Below are 21,043 nucleotides of genomic sequence, written 5' to 3'. Positions count from 1 at the left end.
CCCTGCCTCTGCGCCGCTAAAGCGGGCCGCATGACCGGAATGCTCTCCCTTACTGTCAACGGCGAACCGCGCCGTGCCACGCCCGGATCGATTGCCGATCTGGTGCGCAGCCTTGAACTCGAGCCGACCAAGGTCGCAGTCGAGCGCAATGGCGAGATCGTGCCGCGCTCGACGCTGGCCGATGTGGCGATTGCCGAGGGCGACGTTCTGGAGATCGTGCATTTTGTGGGTGGAGGACAGAGCGACGTGGCCGAATCGAATGATACCTGGACCGTTGCCGGCCGCACCTTTCGCTCGCGCCTGATCGTCGGCACCGGCAAGTACAAGGACTTCGAGCAGAACGCCGCGGCGGTCGAGGCATCAGGCGCTGAAATCGTCACCGTGGCAGTGCGCCGCGTCAACGTATCGGACCCCAAGGCGCCGATGCTGACGGACTATATCGACCCCAAGAAGATCACCTACCTGCCCAACACCGCCGGTTGCTTCGATGCCGAAAGCGCGATCCGCACGCTGCGCCTGGCGCGCGAGGCGGGCGGCTGGGACCTGGTGAAGCTGGAAGTGCTGGGCGAGGCGCGCACGCTCTATCCCAACATGATCGAGACGATCCGCGCGACCGAAGTGCTGGCAAAGGAAGGCTTCCTGCCGATGGTCTACTGCGTGGACGATCCGATTGCGGCCAAGCAGCTCGAGGACGCAGGCGCGGTGGCGGTGATGCCGCTGGGGGCGCCGATCGGTTCGGGCCTCGGCATCCAGAACAAGGTGACGGTGCGGTTGATCGTCGAAGGCGCCAAGGTGCCGGTGCTGGTCGATGCGGGCGTCGGCACGGCCTCGGAAGCTGCCGTAGCGATGGAGCTGGGCTGCGACGGCGTGCTGATGAACACCGCCATTGCCGAGGCCAAGGACCCGATCCGCATGGCCCGCGCGATGAAGCTGGCGGTGCAGGCCGGGCGCGATGCCTACCTCGCGGGCCGGATGCCGACGCGCAAGTACGCCGATCCGTCGAGCCCGCTGGCGGGGTTGATCTGAGGCACGATGGCGCGTCCCCGCGCAGGCGGGGACCTCGTGCGTTTTACTGAACGGTTCCGTCACAACACCGAGGCCCCCGCCTTCGCGGGGGCGCAAGGTGTGGGCGTTATCCTACAACCCCCGCTGCCGCCAGCACCGCCAGCGTCAGGATATCCGGCGCGAGCGAGGTCATCGGGGCGATCTGGACGGGCTTTTCCATGCCGATCAGCATCGGGCCGATCACCGCGTTGCCAGCAAGTTCGCGCAGCAGCTTGGCCGAGATGTTGGCCGACTGCAGGCCCGGCATGATCAGCACGTTAGCCGGACCGGAGAGGCGGCTGAACGGATAGTTCGCCATGACCTTGGGATTGAGCGCTGCGTCGGGCGCCATTTCGCCTTCGTATTCGAAGCCGGGGTCCTCGGCATCGAGGATCGCCACCGCGCCGCGGATCGATTCTAGCCAGCGGCCATAGGGATTGCCGAAGGTCGAGTAGGACAGGAACGCGACGCGCGGTTCGTGGCCCATGCGACGGGCGACGGCGGCAGTCTCGCGCGCGATCTGGGCGAGGTCTTCGGCGGAGGGGCGCTCGTTCACGGTTGTGTCGGCCAGGAACACGGTGTAGTTCTTGGCCACCATCAGATGGATGCCGAAGGGCAGGTGGCCGGGCTTGGGATCGAGTACCCGGCGCACTTCCTTCATCGACTGCGCGAACGTGCGCGTCATGCCGGTGATCAGCGCATCGCCATGGCCAAGCGCAACGAGCAGCGAGGCAAAGACGTTGCGGTCCTGGTTGACCATGCGCTTGACGTCGCGTTCCATGTAGCCGCGGCGCTTCAGGCGTTCGTAGAGGTATTCGACCATGCTCGGCACCAAGGGCGAGACGGCGGAGTTGTGGATCTCGTAGGATGCCGGATCGCTGACGCCGAGTTCGGTCAGCAGGTCGAGCACCGGCTGGGTGCGGCCGACCAGCACCGGCGTGCCATAGCCGAAGTCCTTGAACTGGATCGCGGCGCGCAGCACCACTTCGTTTTCGGCCTCGGCAAAGACGACGCGCTTGGGGTTGTCCTTGGCCTGGGCGAAGACGTTGGTCAGCACCGAGGTCGTCGGGTTGAGGCGAGCCTTGAGGCTGGTGCGGTAGGCGTCGAAATCCTCGATCGGCTTCTGCGCCACGCCCGAATCCATCGCCGCCTTGGCGACAGCCGAGGAGACAACTTCCATCAGGCGCGGATCGAACGGCGCGGGGATTATGTAATCGAGGCCAAAGGTGTGGTTGATGCCGTAAGCGGCGGCCACTTCCTCGGGCACTGGCTCACGCGCGAGCTGGGCGATTGCTTCGGCGGCGGCGATCTTCATCTCCTCGTTGATCGCGGTTGCCTGAACGTCGAGCGCGCCACGGAAGATGAAGGGGAAGCCGAGCACGTTGTTGACCTGGTTCGGATAGTCCGAACGGCCGGTGGCGACGATGCAGTCCGGGCGGACGGCCTTGGCATCGGGCGGGGTGATTTCCGGATCCGGATTGGCCATGGCGAAGATGATCGGCTGGGGAGCCATCTTGGCCATCCAGTCTGGCTTTAGCGCGCCAGCTGCCGACAGACCGAGGAAGATGTCGGCACCGACAAGTGCGTCCTCGAGGCTTCGGGCGGAAGTGTCGACCGCGTGCGCGCTCTTCCACTGGTCCATGCCGGATTCGCGGCCGCGATAGATCACGCCCGAACGATCGCACATGATGACGTTGTCGTGGCGGACGCCCATGGCCTTGATCAGCGCAGTGCAGGCGATGGCAGCAGCGCCCGCACCGTTGACGACGACTTTGACCTCGTTGAGCTTGCGCCCGGTCAGGTGGCAGGCGTTGAGCAGACCGGCGGCAGAGATGATCGCCGTGCCGTGCTGGTCATCGTGCATGATCGGGATCTTGAGGCGTTCCTTGAGCGCCTGCTCGATGATGAAGCATTCGGGCGCCTTGATATCTTCAAGGTTGATCCCGCCGAAGCTGGGCTCCATCAGGGCGACCGCTTCGATGAACTTGTCAGCGTCTTCGGTGGCCAGTTCGATGTCGATCGAATCGACGTCGGCGAAGCGCTTGAACAGGACCGCCTTGCCTTCCATCACCGGCTTGGAGGCGAGCGCGCCAAGATTGCCAAGACCAAGGATCGCGGTGCCGTTGGAGATCACCGCGACGAGGTTGCCCTTGGCGGTGTAATCGTAGGCTGTCGCTGGATCGTTGGCGATGGCGCGCACCGGAACGGCAACGCCAGGGGAATAGGCGAGCGAAAGGTCGCGCTGCGTCGCCATCGGCTTGCTGGCGATGATCTCGATCTTACCGGGGCGGATCGTGTTGTGGTAGAAAAGCGCCTCGCGTTCGGTGAAGCGGACGTTGCTTTCCTCGGACATGGTTCCCCCAAGTTTAATCGACAATAGGCAAAGGCAGTGTCCGACCTTTGACGCTACGTCAAGGCGCGCAGGATTGCTGCAACAGTTCGAAAGAACCAAACTTGCCGGAACCGTACAATAGCCGTGCTACGTGCGGTCACGGTCAGAAATCCTTGGGCTTCCACGTCGGGATGCCGAGCGGGCGCACCTTGAACAGCAGGCTCCGGCCTTCCTGCCAGACCAGTTGCAGGCGCGGATCGGCGCGGCGGGGCAGACCGGTGTCGATCAGCCAGACGTAGTCCACACGCTCGACCGGGGCGTACTTCAGCGCGGTGTCGACGCTGCGGCGCCAGCCACCGGCACAGCGACGCGACCATACGAACTCGGACGGGTCCGCGGTAAAGTTGCGGCCCGGGCGGAACCGGGGGACGACCATGTGCAGGCCGGGCACAGCCCAGTTGTCGTTCACCCAGGCCTGGCGATAGAGGCTGGCGAGGCTGGCGAGGTGATCGCGGCGAGTGTTGCGCCAGGATTCATCAAGGCACGAATGCTCGACGAAAGCGAGTACGCGGCTGCCGGGCTCGACGTGGGTCAAGGCCGAAAGCTGCTTGTTGTAGTCCTCGGCATAGCCGTTGAAGCTCCAGGCCGTGACCGTAAGGCGGACCGCGAGCAGCGCCATGCCGGCATAGGCGACGATCCGTGCCCACCCCGGACGACGCGCGCCGCTCCAGTCCTGCAGGCCGAGGCCGAGCATGGCGGCGACTGGCAGGATGCGGATGTCGACGAAGGCAGAGCCGTTGATGTCGCTCGGGATGGCGAGGAACAGCAGGAACACCATCAGCGCGGGCAGGCCCTGACGGAAGCGCCACTTAGCGCCGAGGAAGGGGCCGACCAGAACCAGCAGGCAGGCGATGATGGTCGTACCGGCATCGAGCAGCTTTGACTGATCGCGCAGGGTGAGGACGAAGGACCAGGCCTTCTGGTCCCAGCGCCAGATGTTCATCGACTTGACCGGCGGCGAGAACGCCTTCCACAGCGCGATCGTGACGATCGTGGCGAGCAGCGGCCAGCAAGCCTGCCACAGGCGCAGGCCGATGGCCTTCCAGTCGAGCGTCTTCAGCCACTGGCGGTTGGTCAGGTCACGCCAGCGCCAGCCTTCGGGCAGTTCGTCCAGCGTACGGCCGAGCGCATGCGCACCGACCAGCAAGGCAAGCAGTAGCCCGCCAATGGCGTGGCACAGCATCGCCACGGGCTGCGCCACGACGAGCATCGCGGCTCGAGCCTTGGGATTGCGCTGTTCGAGCCACAGCGAGGCGCCGAATGCCGTCAGGGAAAGACCGGTGGCAAGGATGTAGTTGAGGAAGCCGGTAAGCAGCGGGAAGCTGAACACGAACATCAGCGACCATGCCGCTGCGTGTCCGCCCTTGGCGTTGAGCATGCGGATCGTCCACAGGCAGCCGCCCGCAAACAGGCCAGTGGCAAGCACCGTGCTCCACCACCCGGCGGCAAGGATGCCGAACTGCGCGCCCAGCACCTTCATCAGCACGCCGCCGCCGATGTTAAGGGTGAAGACCCATTTCCAGGTGAAGTATTGTTCGAGCGGATTGCCGGGGCCGGCTGCTTCGATCGCGGCGGCACCCATATGGCCGGGCACGTCGATCAGCGGCGGCACCTCGACCAGCGCGAAGGGGGCGCAGACCAGCAGCACGGCGATGAGGATGCCGGGGCCGGAAAGCCACGGCAGGGCTCCGGCACGAGCAATCGCAGCCTTCAGGGCGCCGAGCCAATCCTTTTCGCGGACTTGCGTCAAACCGTAAGTACCCCCACAAGACCGGAACCCTCTCCACGGCAGTTGCGCTGGAGTTGCGGATATCCCGGTGTCGATGGTTTGAGAAACACGTCGCGCTCGTCTAGCCACGTGCGCGTGACGCCTAATGCCCCAACTCCGATGATGGCGCAATATCTTGCGCTTAAACAGCAGGCTGGTAACTGCCTGCTGTTCTACCGCATGGGCGACTTCTTCGAGCTGTTCTTCGACGACGCCAAGATCGCCGCGCAAGTCCTCGACATCGCCCTGACCAGCCGTGGCGAACATGGCGGCGCGCCGATCCCGATGTGCGGCGTGCCGGTCCATTCGGCGGAAGGATACCTTGCCCGGCTGATCAAGGCGGGGTGCCGCGTCGCCATCGCCGAACAGGTCGAAACGCCTGAGGAAGCGAAGAAGCGGGGCGGTTCCAAGGCGCTTGTGGCTCGCGACATCGTGCGATTCGTTACCGCAGGAACGCTGACCGAGGAGGCGCTGCTCGAACCGCGCCGGGCCAATGTGCTGGCGGCGGTGTGCGAGGTGCGCGGGTCCATCGGGATTGCCGCCTGCGACATTTCGACAGGTCGCATGGAGCTTGAGGAATGCGCGCCGGACCAGATGGGGGCGGCGCTGGCAAGGCTTGGCGCGAGCGAGGTGGTTGCGCCCGAATCGTGGGAGAATGCGCCAGTCGGTTGCGTGCCGAGGCCGAATCGGTCGTTCGGCAGCGATGAAGGCGAGGTCCGGCTCAAGGCCGTGCATGGCGTCTCGACGCTGGACGGCTTCGGGCAATTCACGCGGGCGATGCTGGCAGCGGCGGGTGGTCTCGTTACCTACCTGGACCATGTCGGGCGCGGTGCGTTGCCGCTGCTCTTGCCGCCCGTGGCGCGCGAGGCGGGCACGCACATGGCGATGGACGAGGCGACACGGAGCAGTCTCGAGATTCTGGTCAGTTCCGGGGGCACGCGGCGCGGTTCGCTGGTCGAGTCCATCGACCGCTGCGTGACGGGTGCCGGTGCGCGGCAGCTGGCCGAGGACCTGTCCGCACCGCTGACCGATGCCCGCGCGATCAACCGGCGGCTGGAACTGGTCAGCTGGCTGCATGACGATCCGCTGCTGCGCGGCGACATTCGCGGCATCCTGCGCGCGCTGCCCGATGTCGGGCGTGCGCTCGGTCGCGTGGTAGCCGGACGCGGGTCTCCGCGCGATCTCGGGCAGTTGCGCGATGGGTTGAGCGAAGCCCGTCGCCTGCACGATCTGCTGCGCGCGCGCAGTGACCGTCCCGAGCCGCTCGACGCGATGTTGCCCTCGCTCGCGGGGCATGGCGCGCTGTGCGATCTCTATGCCCGCGCGCTGGTGCCCGCGCCGCCGACGGAGCGTTCGCAGGGTGGCTACATCGCCGAAGGCTACGACGCTGTGCTCGACGAGTTGCGCCGGGTTTCAGGCAATGCCCGCCGCGCGATTGCGGCGCTGGAGGCGAAGTACCGCGACGATACCGGCATCACCGCGCTGAAGATCCGCCACAACGGCGTGCTGGGCTACTTCATCGAAGTGCCCGCAAAGCACGCCGACCGGCTGATGGCACCGGAATCCGGCTTCACCCATCGCCAGACCATGGCCGGGGCCGTGCGCTTCAATGCGCTGGCGCTGCACGAGGAAGCAAGCCGCATTGCCGAGAGCGGCGGCCACGCGCTGGCCGCAGAAGAGGCGCATTTCGAGGAACTGGTGGCACATGCCGTCCGCGCCAAGGAAGCGATTGCCGCCACTGCTGCCGCGCTGGCCCGGATCGACGTCGCGGCAGGGCAGGCCGAGCGTGCGGCGGAAGGCGGCTGGGCTTTGCCGCGTGTGGTTGATGAGCCCTGCCTCGAGATTACCGGCGGGCGGCACCCCGTGGTCGAAGCCGCGCTGGCGGCCAAGGGCGAACGCTTTGTGGCCAACGACTGTACCTTGCGCCCGCAGGATCGCCTGTGGCTGGTCGGTGGGCCGAACATGGGCGGTAAATCGACCTTCCTGCGCCAGAACGCGCTGATCGTGCTGCTGGCGCAGGCGGGCGGGTTCGTGCCGGCGCAGGACGCGACGATCGGGCTGGTCGACCGCCTGTTCAGCCGGGTCGGTGCTGCGGACAACCTGGCGCGGGGCCGCTCGACATTCATGGTCGAGATGGTCGAGACCGCGGCGATCCTGTCACAGGCGACCGAGCGCAGCTTCGTCATCCTCGACGAGGTCGGGCGCGGTACTTCGACGTATGACGGCCTCTCGTTGGCGTGGGCCGTGGCCGAGGCGATCCATTCGATCAACCGCTGCCGCTGTCTGTTCGCCACGCACTACCACGAACTCTCGCGCCTTGCCGAAAGCTGCGATGCGCTGTCGCTCCACCACGTTCGCGCGCGGGAGTGGAAGGGCGATCTGGTGCTGCTGCACGAGCTGGCGGAAGGCCCGGCGGACAAGTCCTATGGCCTTGCCGTAGCCCGGTTGGCAGGCGTTCCCGCGCCAGTTCTGAAGCGCGCCAAATCGGTGCTGGAAAAGCTGGAGAAGGGCCGCGCCGCCACCGGTGGGCTGGCTGCGGGTCTCGATGATCTGCCGCTGTTTGCCGCCGCGATCGAGGCGGCAGAGGAGAAGGTCGATGCTTTGCGCGAGCGGCTCAATGGCCTCGACATCGACGCATTGTCGCCGCGCGAAGCGCTCGATCTGCTTTATCAATTGAAGGCGCAGGCGAATGGTTGAACCCCAGTTTCGTCATTCCCGCGAAGGCGGGAATCCAATCTGGCGCAGCGCTAAATGGTTTCCGGCCTTCGCGGGAATGACGAGGTTTTTTAAGCGATGATCGCCAACCTGACCCCTCTCGGCAGCAAGCGCACCCTTTTCGTGATGGCGGCAGAACCCGAGTATGGCCCGCACCTGCGCGCGCGGTTCGTGCCGCTGATCACCGGCATCGGTCCGGTCGAAGCTGCTTTGCATGTCGGCATTGCGCTCGCGCGGCTGGAGGCGACGGGCGATCTGCCCGACCTGATCGTCTGCCTCGGTTCGGCCGGATCGCGGCGCTGTGCGCTGGGATCGGTCCACCAGATCGGCAGCGTATCGTGGCGCGACATGGACGCCTCGGCATTGGGCGTGGAGCCGGGCGTTGTGCCCTATCTCGACGAGCCGAAGGACCTGCCGCTGGAAACGCCGCTGGACCTGCCGGTCGCAACGCTTTCAAGCGGGGGAGATGTCGTCAGCGGTGATCACTGGGATAGGGTCAGCGCCGACATGGTCGACATGGAAACCTACGCCGTCGCCCGCGCCGCGCGCACCTTCGGCATTCCGCTCATCGGCTTGCGCGGCGTCTCAGACGGACCGGGCGAACTTGCCGGCGCGCACGACTGGCACAAGCTGCTGGGCTATCTCGATGGGGAACTGGCCAAGGCGGTGGATATGCTGGCCGCGCAATTCGGGTGATCGTCCTTTCATCGTCGCTCCGGACTTGATCCGGGGCAGGGCTTTTCTTCGGTGAACGAGAAAAGAAGCCTAGGCCCGGATCAAGTCCGGGCCTACGATTTCAAGGGTGGTGTCTAGCCTTAAAGGCTGAGGAACAGCCCCGCCAGCGCCGCGCTCATCAGGTTGCTCAGCGCGCCTGCGACCAGTGCGCGCAGGCCGAGTTTGGCGATGACCGGGCGCTGGTTGGGGGCGAGGCCGCCGGTGACCGCCATCTGGATCGCGATCGAGCTGAAGTTGGCAAAGCCGCACAGCGCGAAAGTGACGATGGCGACGGTGTGGGCCGACAGTGCGGTGTCCTTGCCCAGTTCGATGAAGGCGACGAATTCGTTGAGGACGATCTTGCTACCGAACAGTCCGCCTGCCTGCATCGCCTCGGCCCAGCCGTCGGTGCCCAAAAGGTAGAACACCGGCGCGAAGACATAGCCGAGCACCATCTGGAACGACAGGTCCGGCGTGCCGAACCAGCCGCCGATCCAGCCGAGAACGCCATTGGCAAGTGCGACCAGCGCGACGAACGCCAGCACCATGGCCCCCACGGCGACGGCGAGCTTCACGCCGGTCTGCGCGCCCTGGCTGGCGGCCATGATAATGTTGGCGGGGCGCTCTTCCTCGTCAGAGGCGAGGCTCGGCTTGACGTGCGGGTTGGGCAGCGCCTCGTCGGCGACTTCGGCGGGAACCGGCGGCTCGTCGGGCATCATCAGCTTGGCCATGAGAATGCCGCCCGGTGCCGACATGAAGGCGGCGGCCACCAGATAGTCGATGCGAATGCCCATGCTGGCGTAGGCGGCAAGGATCGTGCCCGCGACGCCGGCCATGCCCACGGTCATCACGGTGAACAGCTGGCTGGGGTTGAGTGCGGCGAGATAGGGCCGGATCACCAGCGGCGATTCGCTCTGCCCGACGAAGATGTTGCTGGCCGCGCAGAGCGATTCGACCTTGCTGATGCCGGTGACCTTCTCGAGCGCACCACCGATCCAGCGGATCACCAGCTGCATCACGCCGAGGTAGTAGAGGATCGAGATCAGCGCGGCGAAGAACACGATCACCGGCAGCGCCGAAATGGCAAAGCTGGTGCCGCCGATGGCCGGGTCTGCCAGCGGTCCGAACAGGAACTGCACGCCCGCGCGGGCGAAGCCGAGCAGGCTTTCGACGCCGCCTGCCGCGCCCTGCAGCAGGCGATTGCCGACCGGCACGTAGAGCACCAGCGCCGCGAAACCGGCCTGAAGCGCAAAGGCCGCTGCGACGACGCGCAGGCGGATCGCGCGGCGGTTCGAGGACAGCAGGAAAGCGAGGGCAAGGATGAGCACCATCCCGAGTAGACTTGAAGCGACACGCATCGGGAAGGGCTTGCTCCGATAGGCAAAAATTGGTTGCAGTAGTTCCTAATAGCGAATTGGCGCGGGCTGAAAAGCGCGCTATCGGCCCTTGATGGACGATAAAGCCGCTTCCGCTCCCGCAATCCCCCGTTCGCTGTTTGCCCTCTCGCTGCTTTATGGCGGGATGTGCGTGCTGGCGGGCGTGCTGGGCGTGAAGCTCGCCTCGTTGGGGCACTGGCCGGTGCTGGGCGATCTTGCGGTGGAATCGGGGATCTTCGCGTTCCTGCTGCTGGTGGTCATGGCCAGCGCAGTGGCCGAGCTGTTCGGGCAGGACACCGCGAACCGGCTGGTCCGCTTCGGCTTCGTGCCGCTGATCGTTTCGATGATCCTGCTGACAACGGTGATCAACTTGGTCCCGCCGGCGCCGTTCTGGGGCGATCAGGACGCCTTTGCCCGCCTGCTGGGCCAGGGCGCGCGGATGCAGTTTGCGGGGCTTATCTCCTACGGCACCTCGCAAACGCTCAACGTTTTCCTGTTCTCGCGCATTGCTGGCGGGCGGGGCAGGATGCTGATGCTGCGCGCGTGGCTGGCTTCGATGCTCAGTCAGGTGGTCGACACGGTGCTGTTCATCACGATCTCGTTCTACGGGCAGGACCTGCCGCTGCTGTCGATCATGGAAGGCCAGATCATTTCGAAGCTGGTGCTTTCGACCATCATGGTTCCTCCGCTGATCTGGGTGTTCGTGCAACTGGGCAAGCGGCTCGATCGCCCATCCTGATTGAACGGCATAAGCTGCCGCTTGCCGCGCAACGCCAATATTGGATTCCGGAGGGTTTGCGCGTAAGGGCGCGCGCATGAGCCAGAACCACGACCCCGCGATGCTTGCCAAGGCACAGACCCTGACCGAGGCGCTGCCCTATCTCCAGCGCTATGCCGGCAAGACCTTCGTGGTGAAGTACGGCGGCCACGCGATGGGCGATCCCGAACTGGCGCAGGACTTTGCCGAGGACATCGTGCTTCTCAAGGCGGTCGGCATCAATCCGGTGGTCGTCCATGGCGGCGGGCCGCAGATCGGGCGAATGCTGAAAGCATTGGGCATCGAATCGCAGTTCGTCGATGGCCTCCGCGTCACCGACAAGCAGACCGCCGAGGTTGCTGAAATGGTGCTGGCGGGCGCGATCAACAAGGAACTGGTCAGCTGGATCGCCCGCGCAGGCGGCAAGGCCATCGGCATTTCGGGCAAGGACGGCGGCATGGTCATTGCGCGCAAGGTTGAGGCGAAGAAGTCGCCCAAGGCCGTCGCAGGCGAGGATGGCGATCCGATCGTTGTCGACCTCGGCTTCGTTGGCGAGCCCGACCGGATCGATACCACCGTGATCGACACCATCGTCAACGCCGGGATGATCCCGGTGATCGCGCCGATTGGCGTCGGGCCGGATGGTGAGACCTACAACATCAACGCTGACACCATGGCGGGGGCGATTGCCGCCGCGCTGGGTGCCTCGCGTCTGTTCCTGCTGACCGACGTTCCGGGCGTGCTCGACAAGGACAAGAACCTGCTGACCGACCTGCGCCCCGCCGACATCGCGCGGCTGGCCGAAGACGGCACGATCAGCGGCGGCATGATCCCCAAGCTCGAAACCTGCGTCCACGCGGTCGAGGCAGGCTGCGAGGCGACGGTCGTGCTCGACGGGCGCGTGCCCCATGCAATGCTGCTCGAGATCTTCACGGCGCGCGGGGCGGGGACGCTGATCCGGGCCTGACTCACCCGGTCCCAATTAGATTATGTTTGGATTAAGCGCGGAACCGGATCGGTTGCCGCTCGTCCCTGCCGCATGATCCGGACCGCACTTGCCACTGCTGCCGCTTCGGCGCTCGTCTTTCATCTGGGCGGCTGCCAGAAGGGCCCCGCCCAGCCTGCCGCCGATGCGGCGACCGCAGCCGCCCCCGCGGCTGCGTCCAGCACCCTGGCAATTCCCGCGCCCCTGCGGACGACAGAGACCCATGCGTCCCAACCCTCCTTGGCAAAGCGTCCCGAGGAAGTGCTCGACGCCTTCGCTGCCGCTATCGAAGCGCGCGACTGGCATTCGGTTCGCGCATTCTGGGGTGACAAGGGCGCGCGCAGCGGCATGGACGCGGCAACGTTCGCTCAAGCCTGGGGCCGCCTGAAATCTCCCTCGGTGGTGGTAGGTGAAGGGCAGCAGGAAGGAGCCGCAGGTTCGATCTATTACACCGCGCCCGTGGTCATCACCGATGGCGACCGCACGGTCAGCGGCGAGGTCATCCTGCGCCGCGTCAACAATGTCCCCGGTGCGACGGCCGAGCAATTGCGCTGGCATGTCGACAGCACCACGCTCGCGCCCTGAGTTTGGTTGCTGGCGCACCTTGCCTAAATAGTATGTGGCACATACAAAGCGGCGCAAGTGCCGTCCCGTAGCGGCATCGCGGGCACTTGTGGCCCGCCAAGAGGGTCGGCTAGGAGCGGGGAACCGCTGCAAGCCTGCAGGGTCCCTTAGGAAACCGCGCCAATGCTGCTCTACACACTGATCTCGGTCTTTTCCCAGCTTATCGACATCGTCGTTATGGTCGTGATCGTGCAGTTCGTGCTGAGCCTGCTGATCGCCTTCAATGTGGTGAACCTGCACAACAAGGCGGTGGCCGCGGTATGGACGGCGCTGGGCGCGATCCTCGATCCGATGCTCAACCCGATCCGCCGGGTCATGCCCAACACCGGCGGGATCGACTTCTCGCCGATGATCCTCATCTTCGGCCTGCGCATCCTGGTGCAGGTCCTGTTCTTCTTCGCCTCGCTCGCCACGGCGGTTTGAGGCGCCTCACAAAACTGGACGGAATCCCGCAATGACTGCTGCCGTGATCGACGGAAAGGCCTTTGCCGCCACCCTGCGCGCCCGCGTAGGCGACCTTGCCGCTGCGTTCGAGGCCAAGGCCGGGCGCAAGGCGGGTCTCGCCGTGGTGCTGGTGGGCGAGGACCCGGCAAGCCAGGTCTATGTCCGCTCGAAGGGCAAGAGCACCGTGGAAGCGGGGATGAACAGCTTCGAACACAAGCTGCCCGCCGAAACGTCGGAAGCCGATCTGCTGGCGATGGTCGAGCAACTCAACGCCGACCCGGCGGTCGACGGCATCCTCGTGCAACTGCCGCTCCCGAAGCATATCGACGAGCAGAAAGTCATCGCCGCGATCAATCCTGACAAGGACGTCGATGGTTTCCACGTGACCAACGCCGGCCGCCTCGCGGTAGGCCAGCCGGGCTTCGTGCCCTGCACCCCGCTGGGCTGCCTGATGCTACTCAAGGACAAGCTGGGCGACCTTTCAGGCCTCGATGCCGTGGTGATCGGGCGGTCCAACATCGTCGGCAAGCCGATGGCGCAGCTGCTGATCGCGGAAAGCTGCACGGTCACGGTGGCACACAGCCGCACGAAGAACCTCGCAGAGGTGGTGAAGCGCGCCGATATCGTGGTGGCTGCGGTGGGGCGTCCCGAGATGGTCAAGGGCGACTGGATCAAACCGGGCGCGACTGTGATCGACGTGGGCATCAACCGCGTGCCGGGTGCCGAGGCGGGCAAGACCAAGCTGGTGGGCGATGTAGACTATGCCTCGGCTGCCGAGGTCGCCTCGGCCATCACGCCGGTGCCCGGTGGCGTCGGCCCGATGACGATTGCTGTACTGCTGCGCAATGCGCTGGTGGCAGCCTACCGCAACGAAGGGCTGGAACTGGCGGCGGACGCGATCTGACGAAGAGCTACGGGGTGGGCACCGCACAGCGCTTCGGCTAGGCTCAGGCCATGAAGCGTTTGATCCCCCTCGCATTGCTCGCGCTTGCCGCCCCCGCGGTCACTCAACCTGCTCCCGAATCGCAAGGCGCTGGCCGCCCGCAACGCGCCTATGCCAATCCTTCCGCCCTGATTGCTGCCGACATCGGCTTTTCCCGCCTCGCTCGCGAGAAGGGGCAGTGGACCGCGTTTCGCGAGACGGCAGACGAAAACGCGGAAATGTTCGAAGGCGGGCGCAAGCTGGCCAGGACGTTGCTCAAGGAGCGCAAGGACCCGCCTGCGCCGGTGAAGTGGGCGCCGCATCTGGCGTGGATCAGCTGCGATGGCACCGCCGGGCTGACTTATGGCGCGTGGCAAGGCCCCGGCGGCGGCGACGGCGAATACGTCACCGTCTGGCAGCGCCAGTTCAAGGGCAAGATCGACTGGAAGTGGGTGCTTGATGACGGGCAGGATCTCGCCTCCCCTTTGCGCGAAGTTGATTGGGCCGAGGGCAAGGTGGCAGACTGCCCTGCCCGCCGCCGTCCCGCGGGTGATCCACCGCCGCAGCCGGGCAGCAAGCGCGAGCGCAAGGAGGACAGCAAGCTGCCGCCGATGCGTCCGCTGGCAGGCGCAATTCCGGCCTCCGAAGGCGGCGACAGCAAGGACGGCCAATCGCGCGACGGCAGTCTTGCGTGGCGTTCCAGCGTGATGCCCGATGGCAGCCGCCGCTTCACCGCCTGGATATGGAAGGACGGCGCGATGGCCGAAGTGATCGCCCGCAGCTTCAAAGCGAACGGAGCCTGAGGCGATGTGGCAGCTGTTTCTCTCCGCCTTCGTCACGCTGTTCGTGGTGATTGACCCGCCCGGCTGCGCGCCGATCTACGCAGGGCTGACCGCCAATGCGACCGCGAAGCAGGCCTTTTCCATGGCCCTGCGCGCCTGCCTGATCGCCACCGGCATCCTGCTGGTCTTCGCGTTGTTCGGCGAGGACCTGCTGGGCGCGCTGCACATCGAACTCGACAGCTTCCGCATTGCCGGAGGCATCATGCTGTTCCTGATCGCGCTCGACATGGTGTTCGAAAAGCGTACCGAACGCCGTGAGGAGCGGGCCGAGAAGGTGCGCACTGCGCAGCCGCAGGTCGAGGACGTCTCGGTATTCCCGATGGCCATGCCGATGCTGGCCGGCCCCGGCTCGATCGCCTCGGTCATGCTGCTGACGGCGCGGGCCAACGGGATCGAGGAAACGGGCGTGATCCTCGCCGCATTGGGCGTGGTGATGGTGCTGAGCTTCGTCGCGCTTGTTGCCGCGCGCCCCCTGATCCGGGCGCTGGGCTCGCAGGTCGAGGCGGTGATCACCCGACTGCTCGGCGTGCTACTGGCAGCGCTCGCCGCTCAGTTCGTGATCGACGGGATTCAGGCGCAGTTCTAGTTTGGCTTGAGATCAAGCGTTCTAGGTACGAAAAAGGGCCTACTTATGTTGGACAAAGCTTATGCGAAGTCGGGCCAATTTATGGCGGCATCCAAGTCTCTGATCTTGATAGCCCAAGAGGGAAACGACCGGCTCACTATTAATCAAGCTGCCTTTTTCTTTATTGCTGCCACTGCCGACACAATGGGGCGGCCCATGACTCCCTCTGAAATCTTTGATGAAGCAAAAGGCGCTCTCACAAAGAGCATTAAAAATACCTACAAAGTTCTGCTTGAAGACCATCGCGAATATCGCGACATCGCCTTAGGTTGGCTGCGAGCTGAGACCGACGACCTTGATAACCGGCGCAAATTGCTGCGGCTTACAGCGAAAGGACGTTCGGTTGCTGAACGGTTCATCGAACAGTTCGCTAAGGACGTCTGAAGTTTACTGCAGCGTCACTCGCCCGCCGTCGTCGCTGTCGCGCTTGCCGAAGAACTGCATGAGTTGGACCAGCAGTTCGCAGCGGGCGGCGAGCGAATCGGCTTCGAGCAGGGCCTGCTTGGCCGCGGCATCGAACGGGGCGATCTGCGAGACGCCGTTGATCAGCGACATATCGTCGAGGCGGCCGACCGAATCCCAATCGACCGCATAGCCCTGCGCATCGGCGAAGCGGCGAGCTTCCTGTTCGAACGAGGCGCGTTCGACCGCGCTGAGCGCCTCGGCCATGTCGTCCTCGATCAGCTCGGCCTCGATCTGGCGGAACGGCGTGGTCACGTCGAGTTCGCGAATCATGCGGAAGCGCGAGATGCCTTCGAGGACGAGGTTGAAGCGGCCGTCCTCCAAAGCCTCGACATCAGCAATCCTGCCGACGCAGCCGATCCGGAACAGCGGCGCACCCTCGCCCGGTGCCTGCGGCTGGATCATCGCGATACGCCGGTCGCGCGCCAGCGAATCGCTGACCATGGCGCGATAGCGGGGCTCGAAGATATGCAGCGGCAGCTGCAGGCCGGGATAGAGGACCGCGCCTGTCAGCGGGAAGATCGACAGGCGCGTCGTGGTTGCGCTCGCGCCCATCGGGGTCAGCCGAACAGCACGGTGGAGAGCTTGCGGCGGGTGGCCGAAACCCATGGGTCCTCAAGGCCCGTCGCCTCGAAGATCTGCAGCAGGCGGGCCTTGGCGGCGCCTTCGTTCCATTCGCGATCGGCGGCAATCATGGCGAGCAGCTTGGCTGCTGCCTCGTCGCGCTGGCCTGCGGCATAGAGGCCGTTGGCGAAGGCGAGCTGGGCTTCCATGTCGGCGGGGCGCTCTGCCGCCGCAGCGCGCAGGGCGGCAAGTTCACCCTCTTCCGGCGCGTCCTCGGCCAACGCCAGCGCCGAGCGCGCCTGCGCCAGGGCCGGGTCGGCAGCGAGCTTGGGATCGAGCGAATCGAGGACAGCTTGCGCCTCGTCCTTCTGCCCTGCCGCAATCAGCGCGCGGACGAGGCCAGCGTGGGCCTGTGCATTGTCGGGCGCGATCTCGACGATCTGGGCAAAGATGCTCGCAGCACGTTCGCCATCGCCTTCGGCCAGAACTTCCTCGCCCATGGCCAGCAGCGGCGTCACGTCCTGCTCGGGCTCTCCGCCCTGAACCGGCAGTTTGGCGAGAATCTGGTCGAGGTACTGCTTGAGCTGCGATTCGGTGCGTGCGGGCGTGAGGTCGGCCACTGGCTGGCCCTGGAACATCGCATAGACTGTGGGGATCGAACGCACCTGGAACTGCGCGGCGATGAACTGTTCCTCGTCAACGTTGACCTTGGCGAGGACCACGCCCTTGTCGGCATATTCGGCAGCAACCTTTTCAAGCACCGGGGTCAGCGCCTTGCACGGACCGCACCATTCCGCCCAGAAATCGAGAATCACCAGCTTGGTCATCGACGGCTCGACCACGTTCTTGCGGAAGCGGTCTACCGCCTTCTGTTCGTCGAGATTGAGCCCCATGCTGGCCAAGATGCTTCTCCGGTCGGATGATTTCAGGTTTGCCGCACAATGTGGGAAGGCTTGGCGCTTCGGCAAGGGGAATCGGGGCTTTTGCGAAAGACTTCGCAGAACATGCATTTTTGGTGTTGCGCTCTTTCCGAGTCACCGTTAGAGGCGCCCACACCCCAGCCGGACGGGGCACTTTCCCACCGGCCAGAAACGCACGAGCGGGCGTAGCTCAGGGGTAGAGCACAACCTTGCCAAGGTTGGGGTCGAGGGTTCGAATCCCTTCGCCCGCTCCAGTTTTTTCAAATGAAATCATTCTTATATGCTGAGCACGACGGTGTGGCGCTTGCTTACAGCCTCGCTTATGCGCTTTTGTGTAAGCGCTATGTAAGCGGGTCGAGTCGTGCCTTTTCGGCGTTGAATCGAAAATATGCGTGTTAACTTCACCCTGAGCTCGACCGAACTGCTGCTCATTGGACGTTTGTCGAGCAACCAAATCGCGAAGACGGAGGATTGCAGCGAATCCCCCTCTGGACTGAAGGTGCCCGCCTCATCTGAGAAGCAATGCAACGATGGAGCGTAGGCGTCAGTCAAGAAGCCGACGCTGGCCACTCAAAGGCTTATTAGCGATCTCAGCAACAATCTGGGCTTCTTCGCTTTGCGCGACGAACGGAGTTAGAGGCGCTGGCTAAGAGAGCTGGGCCGTCGGCGCCAATCCGCAATCACGGTCGAAACCAGCGTAGAAATCCGGTGTTCGGGTGACAATTCACATACTCACATAAGCTACCCTGAGCATCCAAGATCAGGACCTCGTGCCACAGGCGCAGATCGAGCTTGCCTTCCCGCATTTCGACCATTCGAAAAAAGCTCTCGAAGATCGCCAAGTGGCTTGGATGACTTTTTGCCCAACTCTCAAGATGGGCCAGGGATGAGAATGCAGCAAGGCCGAACGATTTGGCTGCGAACTGGCCATCGAGGTCTACTTCATCCATCAGGCGGCACGATAAGCAGCCCGACTCTATGGGATTGTCGCGTAGGAAGGCCATTCCTGCCGTAAGATGTGGTCGAACGACATCCTCGTATGTCGAGCGTTCCTGTGCCCCACACTGGCTGAAATCTTGACCTGACCGGATCAGGCAGATGTTGTCCGGAAGGTCGACGCGAATCCTTTGGCGTCGAGATTCCTCAACGCTTAAGCTTGCCGATGTATGTTCGCCAGATGGTTCGAAGCTGTCGTTGGCAAGTGTCGTGTCGGCTATCCGATCTCGCATCCCGCCCCAGTAATTGTGCTCTCGCACAGGTTCTCCGAATGGACAACCCAGTGCGGCCGCGCCGGTCGGATTGCGGCTAGAAAACAGCGTTTCAAATCGCTGCGGTCGGACTGAGTAAATTTCGCGCCAAAGGCCCTCGCCCTCAGAAACGCGGTTATCGGCCGACCACCACGATGAAAACTCGGAAGTGCGCCACCAAGCTTCGTACGCCTCTAGCGACGGCCAGTAGGCGATGAACACATCATTCCTAAAGTTCGTCGCATCGACATAGGTTGCACGCGTTACAAAAGATGGCTCATGATTTCCCAGTATTGATGCTCGAAGCTGAGAGACGAATTCACCCGGTTTAGCACCCTCAGGGCGCTGCGCGCCGAAGTAAGCAAATACGATTTCACGGACACTTTCAGGATACTCGGTTTGCCAGGCCGGGACCGGTGGTTCCCAACCATCAGGAAGCTGCTTTTTGGGCATGGGCAAATCTCCGATCCGACTATACTCTGGTCATCAATCGCGCTCAGCCTCATCTACTATAGCAATGTCGCGCGGGGCCGAAGGGGCCTGCGTTTCAACCATGGCGCTTCGCCGCGTGCGGTTTGCGACTAGGTAGAAAACGTCAGCACGCGAATAATGCCCCGTTGGGTCCGCGGCTGCTTTGGCTAGGCTGATCATCGAGAGATCGATGTCTGCGTAGATCAACCCTTCCGCATCTTCGGCAAGCGCGTCGGCCAGTGGACTACCATCAGGGCCGAATATGCGGGCAGTGCCACCACCTATCGGCAAGAGTTCCTGCTTGAAGCCCGTGTCACAAATCAGATCTTGAATCTCTTGGGTAACCAAGGTCGTTGCGGCTAGAACAAAGCACTGCCCTTCTGCGGCGTAAACTTGGCTTACGGCTGTGTTGAGTTCAGGCCCGAGAGCAAATGCCTTGCCAGCGTACAGAGAGAAGCCTGGCCAAGCACCAATATGTATCTGCTCGTTCTGAGCAAACATCGCATGCTTGTTCAGCGGATTGAGATGCTCCCAGCAGCATAGAGCGCCAATTCGACCAAGCGGAGTATCACGAACAAAGAAGTCGCTACCGTCACCTTCACCGAAGATCGTACGCTCTGTGTGGGTTGCCTTCAGTTTGCGGCGGGGCGTAATGGTGCGGGTCCATGGATCGATATGGATCTGACCGATGAAAAGGCTGCCATCCTTTCGCTCGCTATAGCCCAGAACAGTATAGATTCCGCGCGCGATGGCGGCCTGCGCGATTTGTTGTACTTCGTTGCCGTCTGCAGTCATGCAGTTGGCAAAGTGGCGCTGAACATATTGCATGCCCACAGCCGGTGCATCGAGCCAAGCCCACCATGGATAGCCCGGGATCCAGCATTCAGGGAAGGCAATGAGCTTTGCGCCTGCATCGGCAGCTTCGTTAATCAGAGCGATCGTTTTCTTCACGCCCCCATCGAGATCAAAGTAGGCTGGGGCGGCCTGCACACAGGCAGCCTTGAATGGGGCGTAGGTCATTGTTCCGCTTCTCCCAAGGGGATGTTGACCTTGCCTGTTACCCAATTGAAGTCGGCACCGTTGTCCGAAGGGGGCCAACTTCTTGCCTCTACCGGCCCCGTTGTTGTGAGCCCGTGACATTTGCCGTTAGCGGCGCGATAACGGCCATATGGCAAGGAACCTATCCCTGCTGACCACTGACACGGTGCCGACCTCGCACCGCCTGCCGTATTGGCGCGATCTCGTTTGCGATGCGTTTGTCGAGCTTGGTTGCGAATTGCTGCGCCCAGCAGAAAGAGACCGATTTTACGGCCGGATCGGATCACGAACTCTTGGCGATTTGCGATACTCGCAAGTGGCATCCACCGGTCATCTTGTCAGACGGGACAAAAGTCGGATCGCCAGGTCAAGCGCCGAGCATTTCCTTGTCAGCCTCCAGGTGAAGGGAAAAGGCAGGCTGGTCCAAGATGGGCGGCTGGCACTCCTGGAGCCGGGTGATTTTGCACTCTACGACGTCACTCGTCCGTATGAACTCGTGTTCGAAGAGGACTTCGAGCAGCTGGTCATGCAAATTCCGCGGTCGCAGATTTCATCTCGGCTGTTCGATGCGGACAATTTGACGGCTGTTAGTGTTTGTGGTCGATCAGGCGTTGGCCGCCTCGCATCAATGTTGATCGCGCAAACTGCTGATCAATTGGAGGAATTGGATGCGCAGAACCTCGATCGTGTTCAGGCTAGCACACTAGATTTGCTGGCCCACGCTCTGGCTAACGTTAGTGGACGCACCGCAGATCGCGTGTCGGAATCTCAAGAACTCACGATACGGCGAGTTTTGCATTACATCGATGATCGGTTGGGCGATCCAGGCCTGACCTGCGAAGAGGTGGCTGCAGCCAACGGCATTTCCGAACGCTACCTTCGCAAACTATTTCAGTCCAAGGGACACGGTGTAGCGGAATGGATTTGGCAGCGGCGTTTGGAGCGCGCCAAGCTAGACCTTTTGGATCCTCGCCTGGCGCATCGGTCGGTTACCTCCATCGCATACGATTGGGGCTTCAAGGATGCCGGGCATTTTAGCCGCGCCTTCAAGCTGAAGTTTGCCAAGACACCCGGCGAAATGCGCAAATCAAGGGGCGATGCCGCTTAAGGCAACGTAAGGTGCCACCTCAACC

At 63.6% G+C, this 21,043-nt stretch carries 19 protein-coding genes and 1 tRNA gene; 13 read left to right on the top strand and 7 right to left on the bottom strand.

Features of this window, described 5'->3' with window-relative positions; genetic code table 11:
* Positions 1 to 30: 30 nt before the first annotated feature.
* Positions 31 to 1,026 (top strand): sulfur carrier protein ThiS, encoded by a 996-nt coding sequence (thiS, locus tag I2488_RS12130; protein WP_196276066.1) that lies wholly within the window; start codon positions 31 to 33, stop codon positions 1,024 to 1,026.
* Between the two features lie 106 nt (positions 1,027 to 1,132).
* On the opposite strand, the gene I2488_RS12125 is transcribed toward thiS, so the two are convergent.
* On the bottom strand, positions 1,133 to 3,397 hold the full coding sequence (locus I2488_RS12125; protein WP_196276065.1) for an NADP-dependent malic enzyme: 2,265 nt from the start codon (positions 3,395 to 3,397) through the stop codon (positions 1,133 to 1,135).
* A gap of 142 nt (positions 3,398 to 3,539) precedes the next feature.
* The gene (locus I2488_RS12120; RefSeq protein WP_246465637.1) at positions 3,540 to 5,186 is read right to left on the bottom strand and encodes a hypothetical protein; all 1,647 of its coding nucleotides are present in this window, start codon (positions 5,184 to 5,186) and stop codon (positions 3,540 to 3,542) included.
* Positions 5,187 to 5,324: 138 nt separating this feature from the next.
* Between I2488_RS12120 and mutS the strand changes: the two genes are divergently transcribed.
* A complete protein-coding gene (gene mutS / locus I2488_RS12115) occupies positions 5,325 to 7,901 on the top strand; it encodes a DNA mismatch repair protein MutS (protein ID WP_196276098.1) in 2,577 nt (858 codons plus the stop codon).
* Positions 7,902 to 7,997: 96 nt separating this feature from the next.
* The gene (locus I2488_RS12110) at positions 7,998 to 8,615 is read left to right on the top strand and encodes a 5'-methylthioadenosine/S-adenosylhomocysteine nucleosidase (protein WP_196276064.1); all 618 of its coding nucleotides are present in this window, start codon (positions 7,998 to 8,000) and stop codon (positions 8,613 to 8,615) included.
* A 119-nt stretch (positions 8,616 to 8,734) separates the two neighbouring features.
* Here I2488_RS12110 and I2488_RS12105 read toward each other — a convergent pair whose 3' ends face one another.
* On the bottom strand, positions 8,735 to 9,991 hold the full coding sequence (locus tag I2488_RS12105) for a NupC/NupG family nucleoside CNT transporter (protein ID WP_196276063.1): 1,257 nt from the start codon (positions 9,989 to 9,991) through the stop codon (positions 8,735 to 8,737).
* A gap of 91 nt (positions 9,992 to 10,082) precedes the next feature.
* Between I2488_RS12105 and I2488_RS12100 the strand changes: the two genes are divergently transcribed.
* The 8 genes from I2488_RS12100 to I2488_RS12065 all read left to right on the top strand — a co-directional run bounded on the left by I2488_RS12100 (position 10,083) and on the right by I2488_RS12065 (position 15,592).
* On the top strand, positions 10,083 to 10,748 hold the full coding sequence (locus I2488_RS12100) for a queuosine precursor transporter (RefSeq protein WP_196276062.1): 666 nt from the start codon (positions 10,083 to 10,085) through the stop codon (positions 10,746 to 10,748).
* Between the two features lie 76 nt (positions 10,749 to 10,824).
* Entirely contained in the window at positions 10,825 to 11,733 is a 909-nt protein-coding gene (gene argB, locus I2488_RS12095) for an acetylglutamate kinase (RefSeq protein WP_196276061.1), read from the top strand.
* Between the two features lie 72 nt (positions 11,734 to 11,805).
* Entirely contained in the window at positions 11,806 to 12,336 is a 531-nt protein-coding gene (locus tag I2488_RS12090) for a hypothetical protein (RefSeq protein WP_196276060.1), read from the top strand.
* A 162-nt stretch (positions 12,337 to 12,498) separates the two neighbouring features.
* Positions 12,499 to 12,798, top strand: a complete 300-nt coding sequence (locus I2488_RS12085) for a YggT family protein (protein WP_196276059.1) — start codon at positions 12,499 to 12,501, stop codon at positions 12,796 to 12,798.
* Between the two features lie 31 nt (positions 12,799 to 12,829).
* Complete coding sequence (gene folD / locus I2488_RS12080; RefSeq protein WP_196276058.1) at positions 12,830 to 13,723, top strand: bifunctional methylenetetrahydrofolate dehydrogenase/methenyltetrahydrofolate cyclohydrolase FolD; 894 nt, start codon at positions 12,830 to 12,832, stop codon at positions 13,721 to 13,723.
* A gap of 50 nt (positions 13,724 to 13,773) precedes the next feature.
* Complete coding sequence (locus I2488_RS12075; protein WP_196276057.1) at positions 13,774 to 14,544, top strand: hypothetical protein; 771 nt, start codon at positions 13,774 to 13,776, stop codon at positions 14,542 to 14,544.
* Between the two features lie 4 nt (positions 14,545 to 14,548).
* Positions 14,549 to 15,169 (top strand): MarC family protein, encoded by a 621-nt coding sequence (locus I2488_RS12070; protein WP_196276056.1) that lies wholly within the window; start codon positions 14,549 to 14,551, stop codon positions 15,167 to 15,169.
* Between the two features lie 48 nt (positions 15,170 to 15,217).
* Positions 15,218 to 15,592 carry a helix-turn-helix domain-containing protein gene (locus tag I2488_RS12065; RefSeq protein ID WP_196276055.1) on the top strand — a complete coding sequence of 125 codons (375 nt, stop codon included), beginning with the start codon at positions 15,218 to 15,220 and terminating at the stop codon, positions 15,590 to 15,592.
* A gap of 3 nt (positions 15,593 to 15,595) precedes the next feature.
* On the opposite strand, the gene I2488_RS12060 is transcribed toward I2488_RS12065, so the two are convergent.
* The gene (locus I2488_RS12060; RefSeq protein WP_196276054.1) at positions 15,596 to 16,225 is read right to left on the bottom strand and encodes an LON peptidase substrate-binding domain-containing protein; all 630 of its coding nucleotides are present in this window, start codon (positions 16,223 to 16,225) and stop codon (positions 15,596 to 15,598) included.
* Between the two features lie 5 nt (positions 16,226 to 16,230).
* Positions 16,231 to 17,127 (bottom strand): tetratricopeptide repeat protein, encoded by an 897-nt coding sequence (locus I2488_RS12055; protein ID WP_196276097.1) that lies wholly within the window; start codon positions 17,125 to 17,127, stop codon positions 16,231 to 16,233.
* 206 nt (positions 17,128 to 17,333) lie between these two features.
* Between I2488_RS12055 and I2488_RS12050 the strand changes: the two genes are divergently transcribed.
* Positions 17,334 to 17,408 (top strand) — tRNA-Gly (locus I2488_RS12050).
* 426 nt (positions 17,409 to 17,834) lie between these two features.
* Here I2488_RS12050 and I2488_RS12045 read toward each other — a convergent pair.
* The gene (locus tag I2488_RS12045) at positions 17,835 to 18,854 is read right to left on the bottom strand and encodes a phenylacetaldoxime dehydratase family protein (protein WP_196276053.1); all 1,020 of its coding nucleotides are present in this window, start codon (positions 18,852 to 18,854) and stop codon (positions 17,835 to 17,837) included.
* Between the two features lie 33 nt (positions 18,855 to 18,887).
* A complete protein-coding gene (locus I2488_RS12040) occupies positions 18,888 to 19,892 on the bottom strand; it encodes a carbon-nitrogen hydrolase family protein (protein ID WP_196276052.1) in 1,005 nt (334 codons plus the stop codon).
* Between the two features lie 148 nt (positions 19,893 to 20,040).
* Here I2488_RS12040 and I2488_RS12035 point away from each other — a divergent pair, with 148 nt between their 5' ends.
* On the top strand, positions 20,041 to 21,018 hold the full coding sequence (locus I2488_RS12035) for an AraC-like ligand-binding domain-containing protein (RefSeq protein ID WP_196276051.1): 978 nt from the start codon (positions 20,041 to 20,043) through the stop codon (positions 21,016 to 21,018).
* The last annotated feature ends 25 nt before the right edge of the window (positions 21,019 to 21,043 follow it).

The organism is Novosphingobium jiangmenense (assembly GCF_015694345.1).
Taxonomy (GTDB): domain Bacteria; phylum Pseudomonadota; class Alphaproteobacteria; order Sphingomonadales; family Sphingomonadaceae; genus Novosphingobium; species Novosphingobium jiangmenense.
This window is presented reverse-complemented; position numbering and strand designations above follow the sequence as displayed.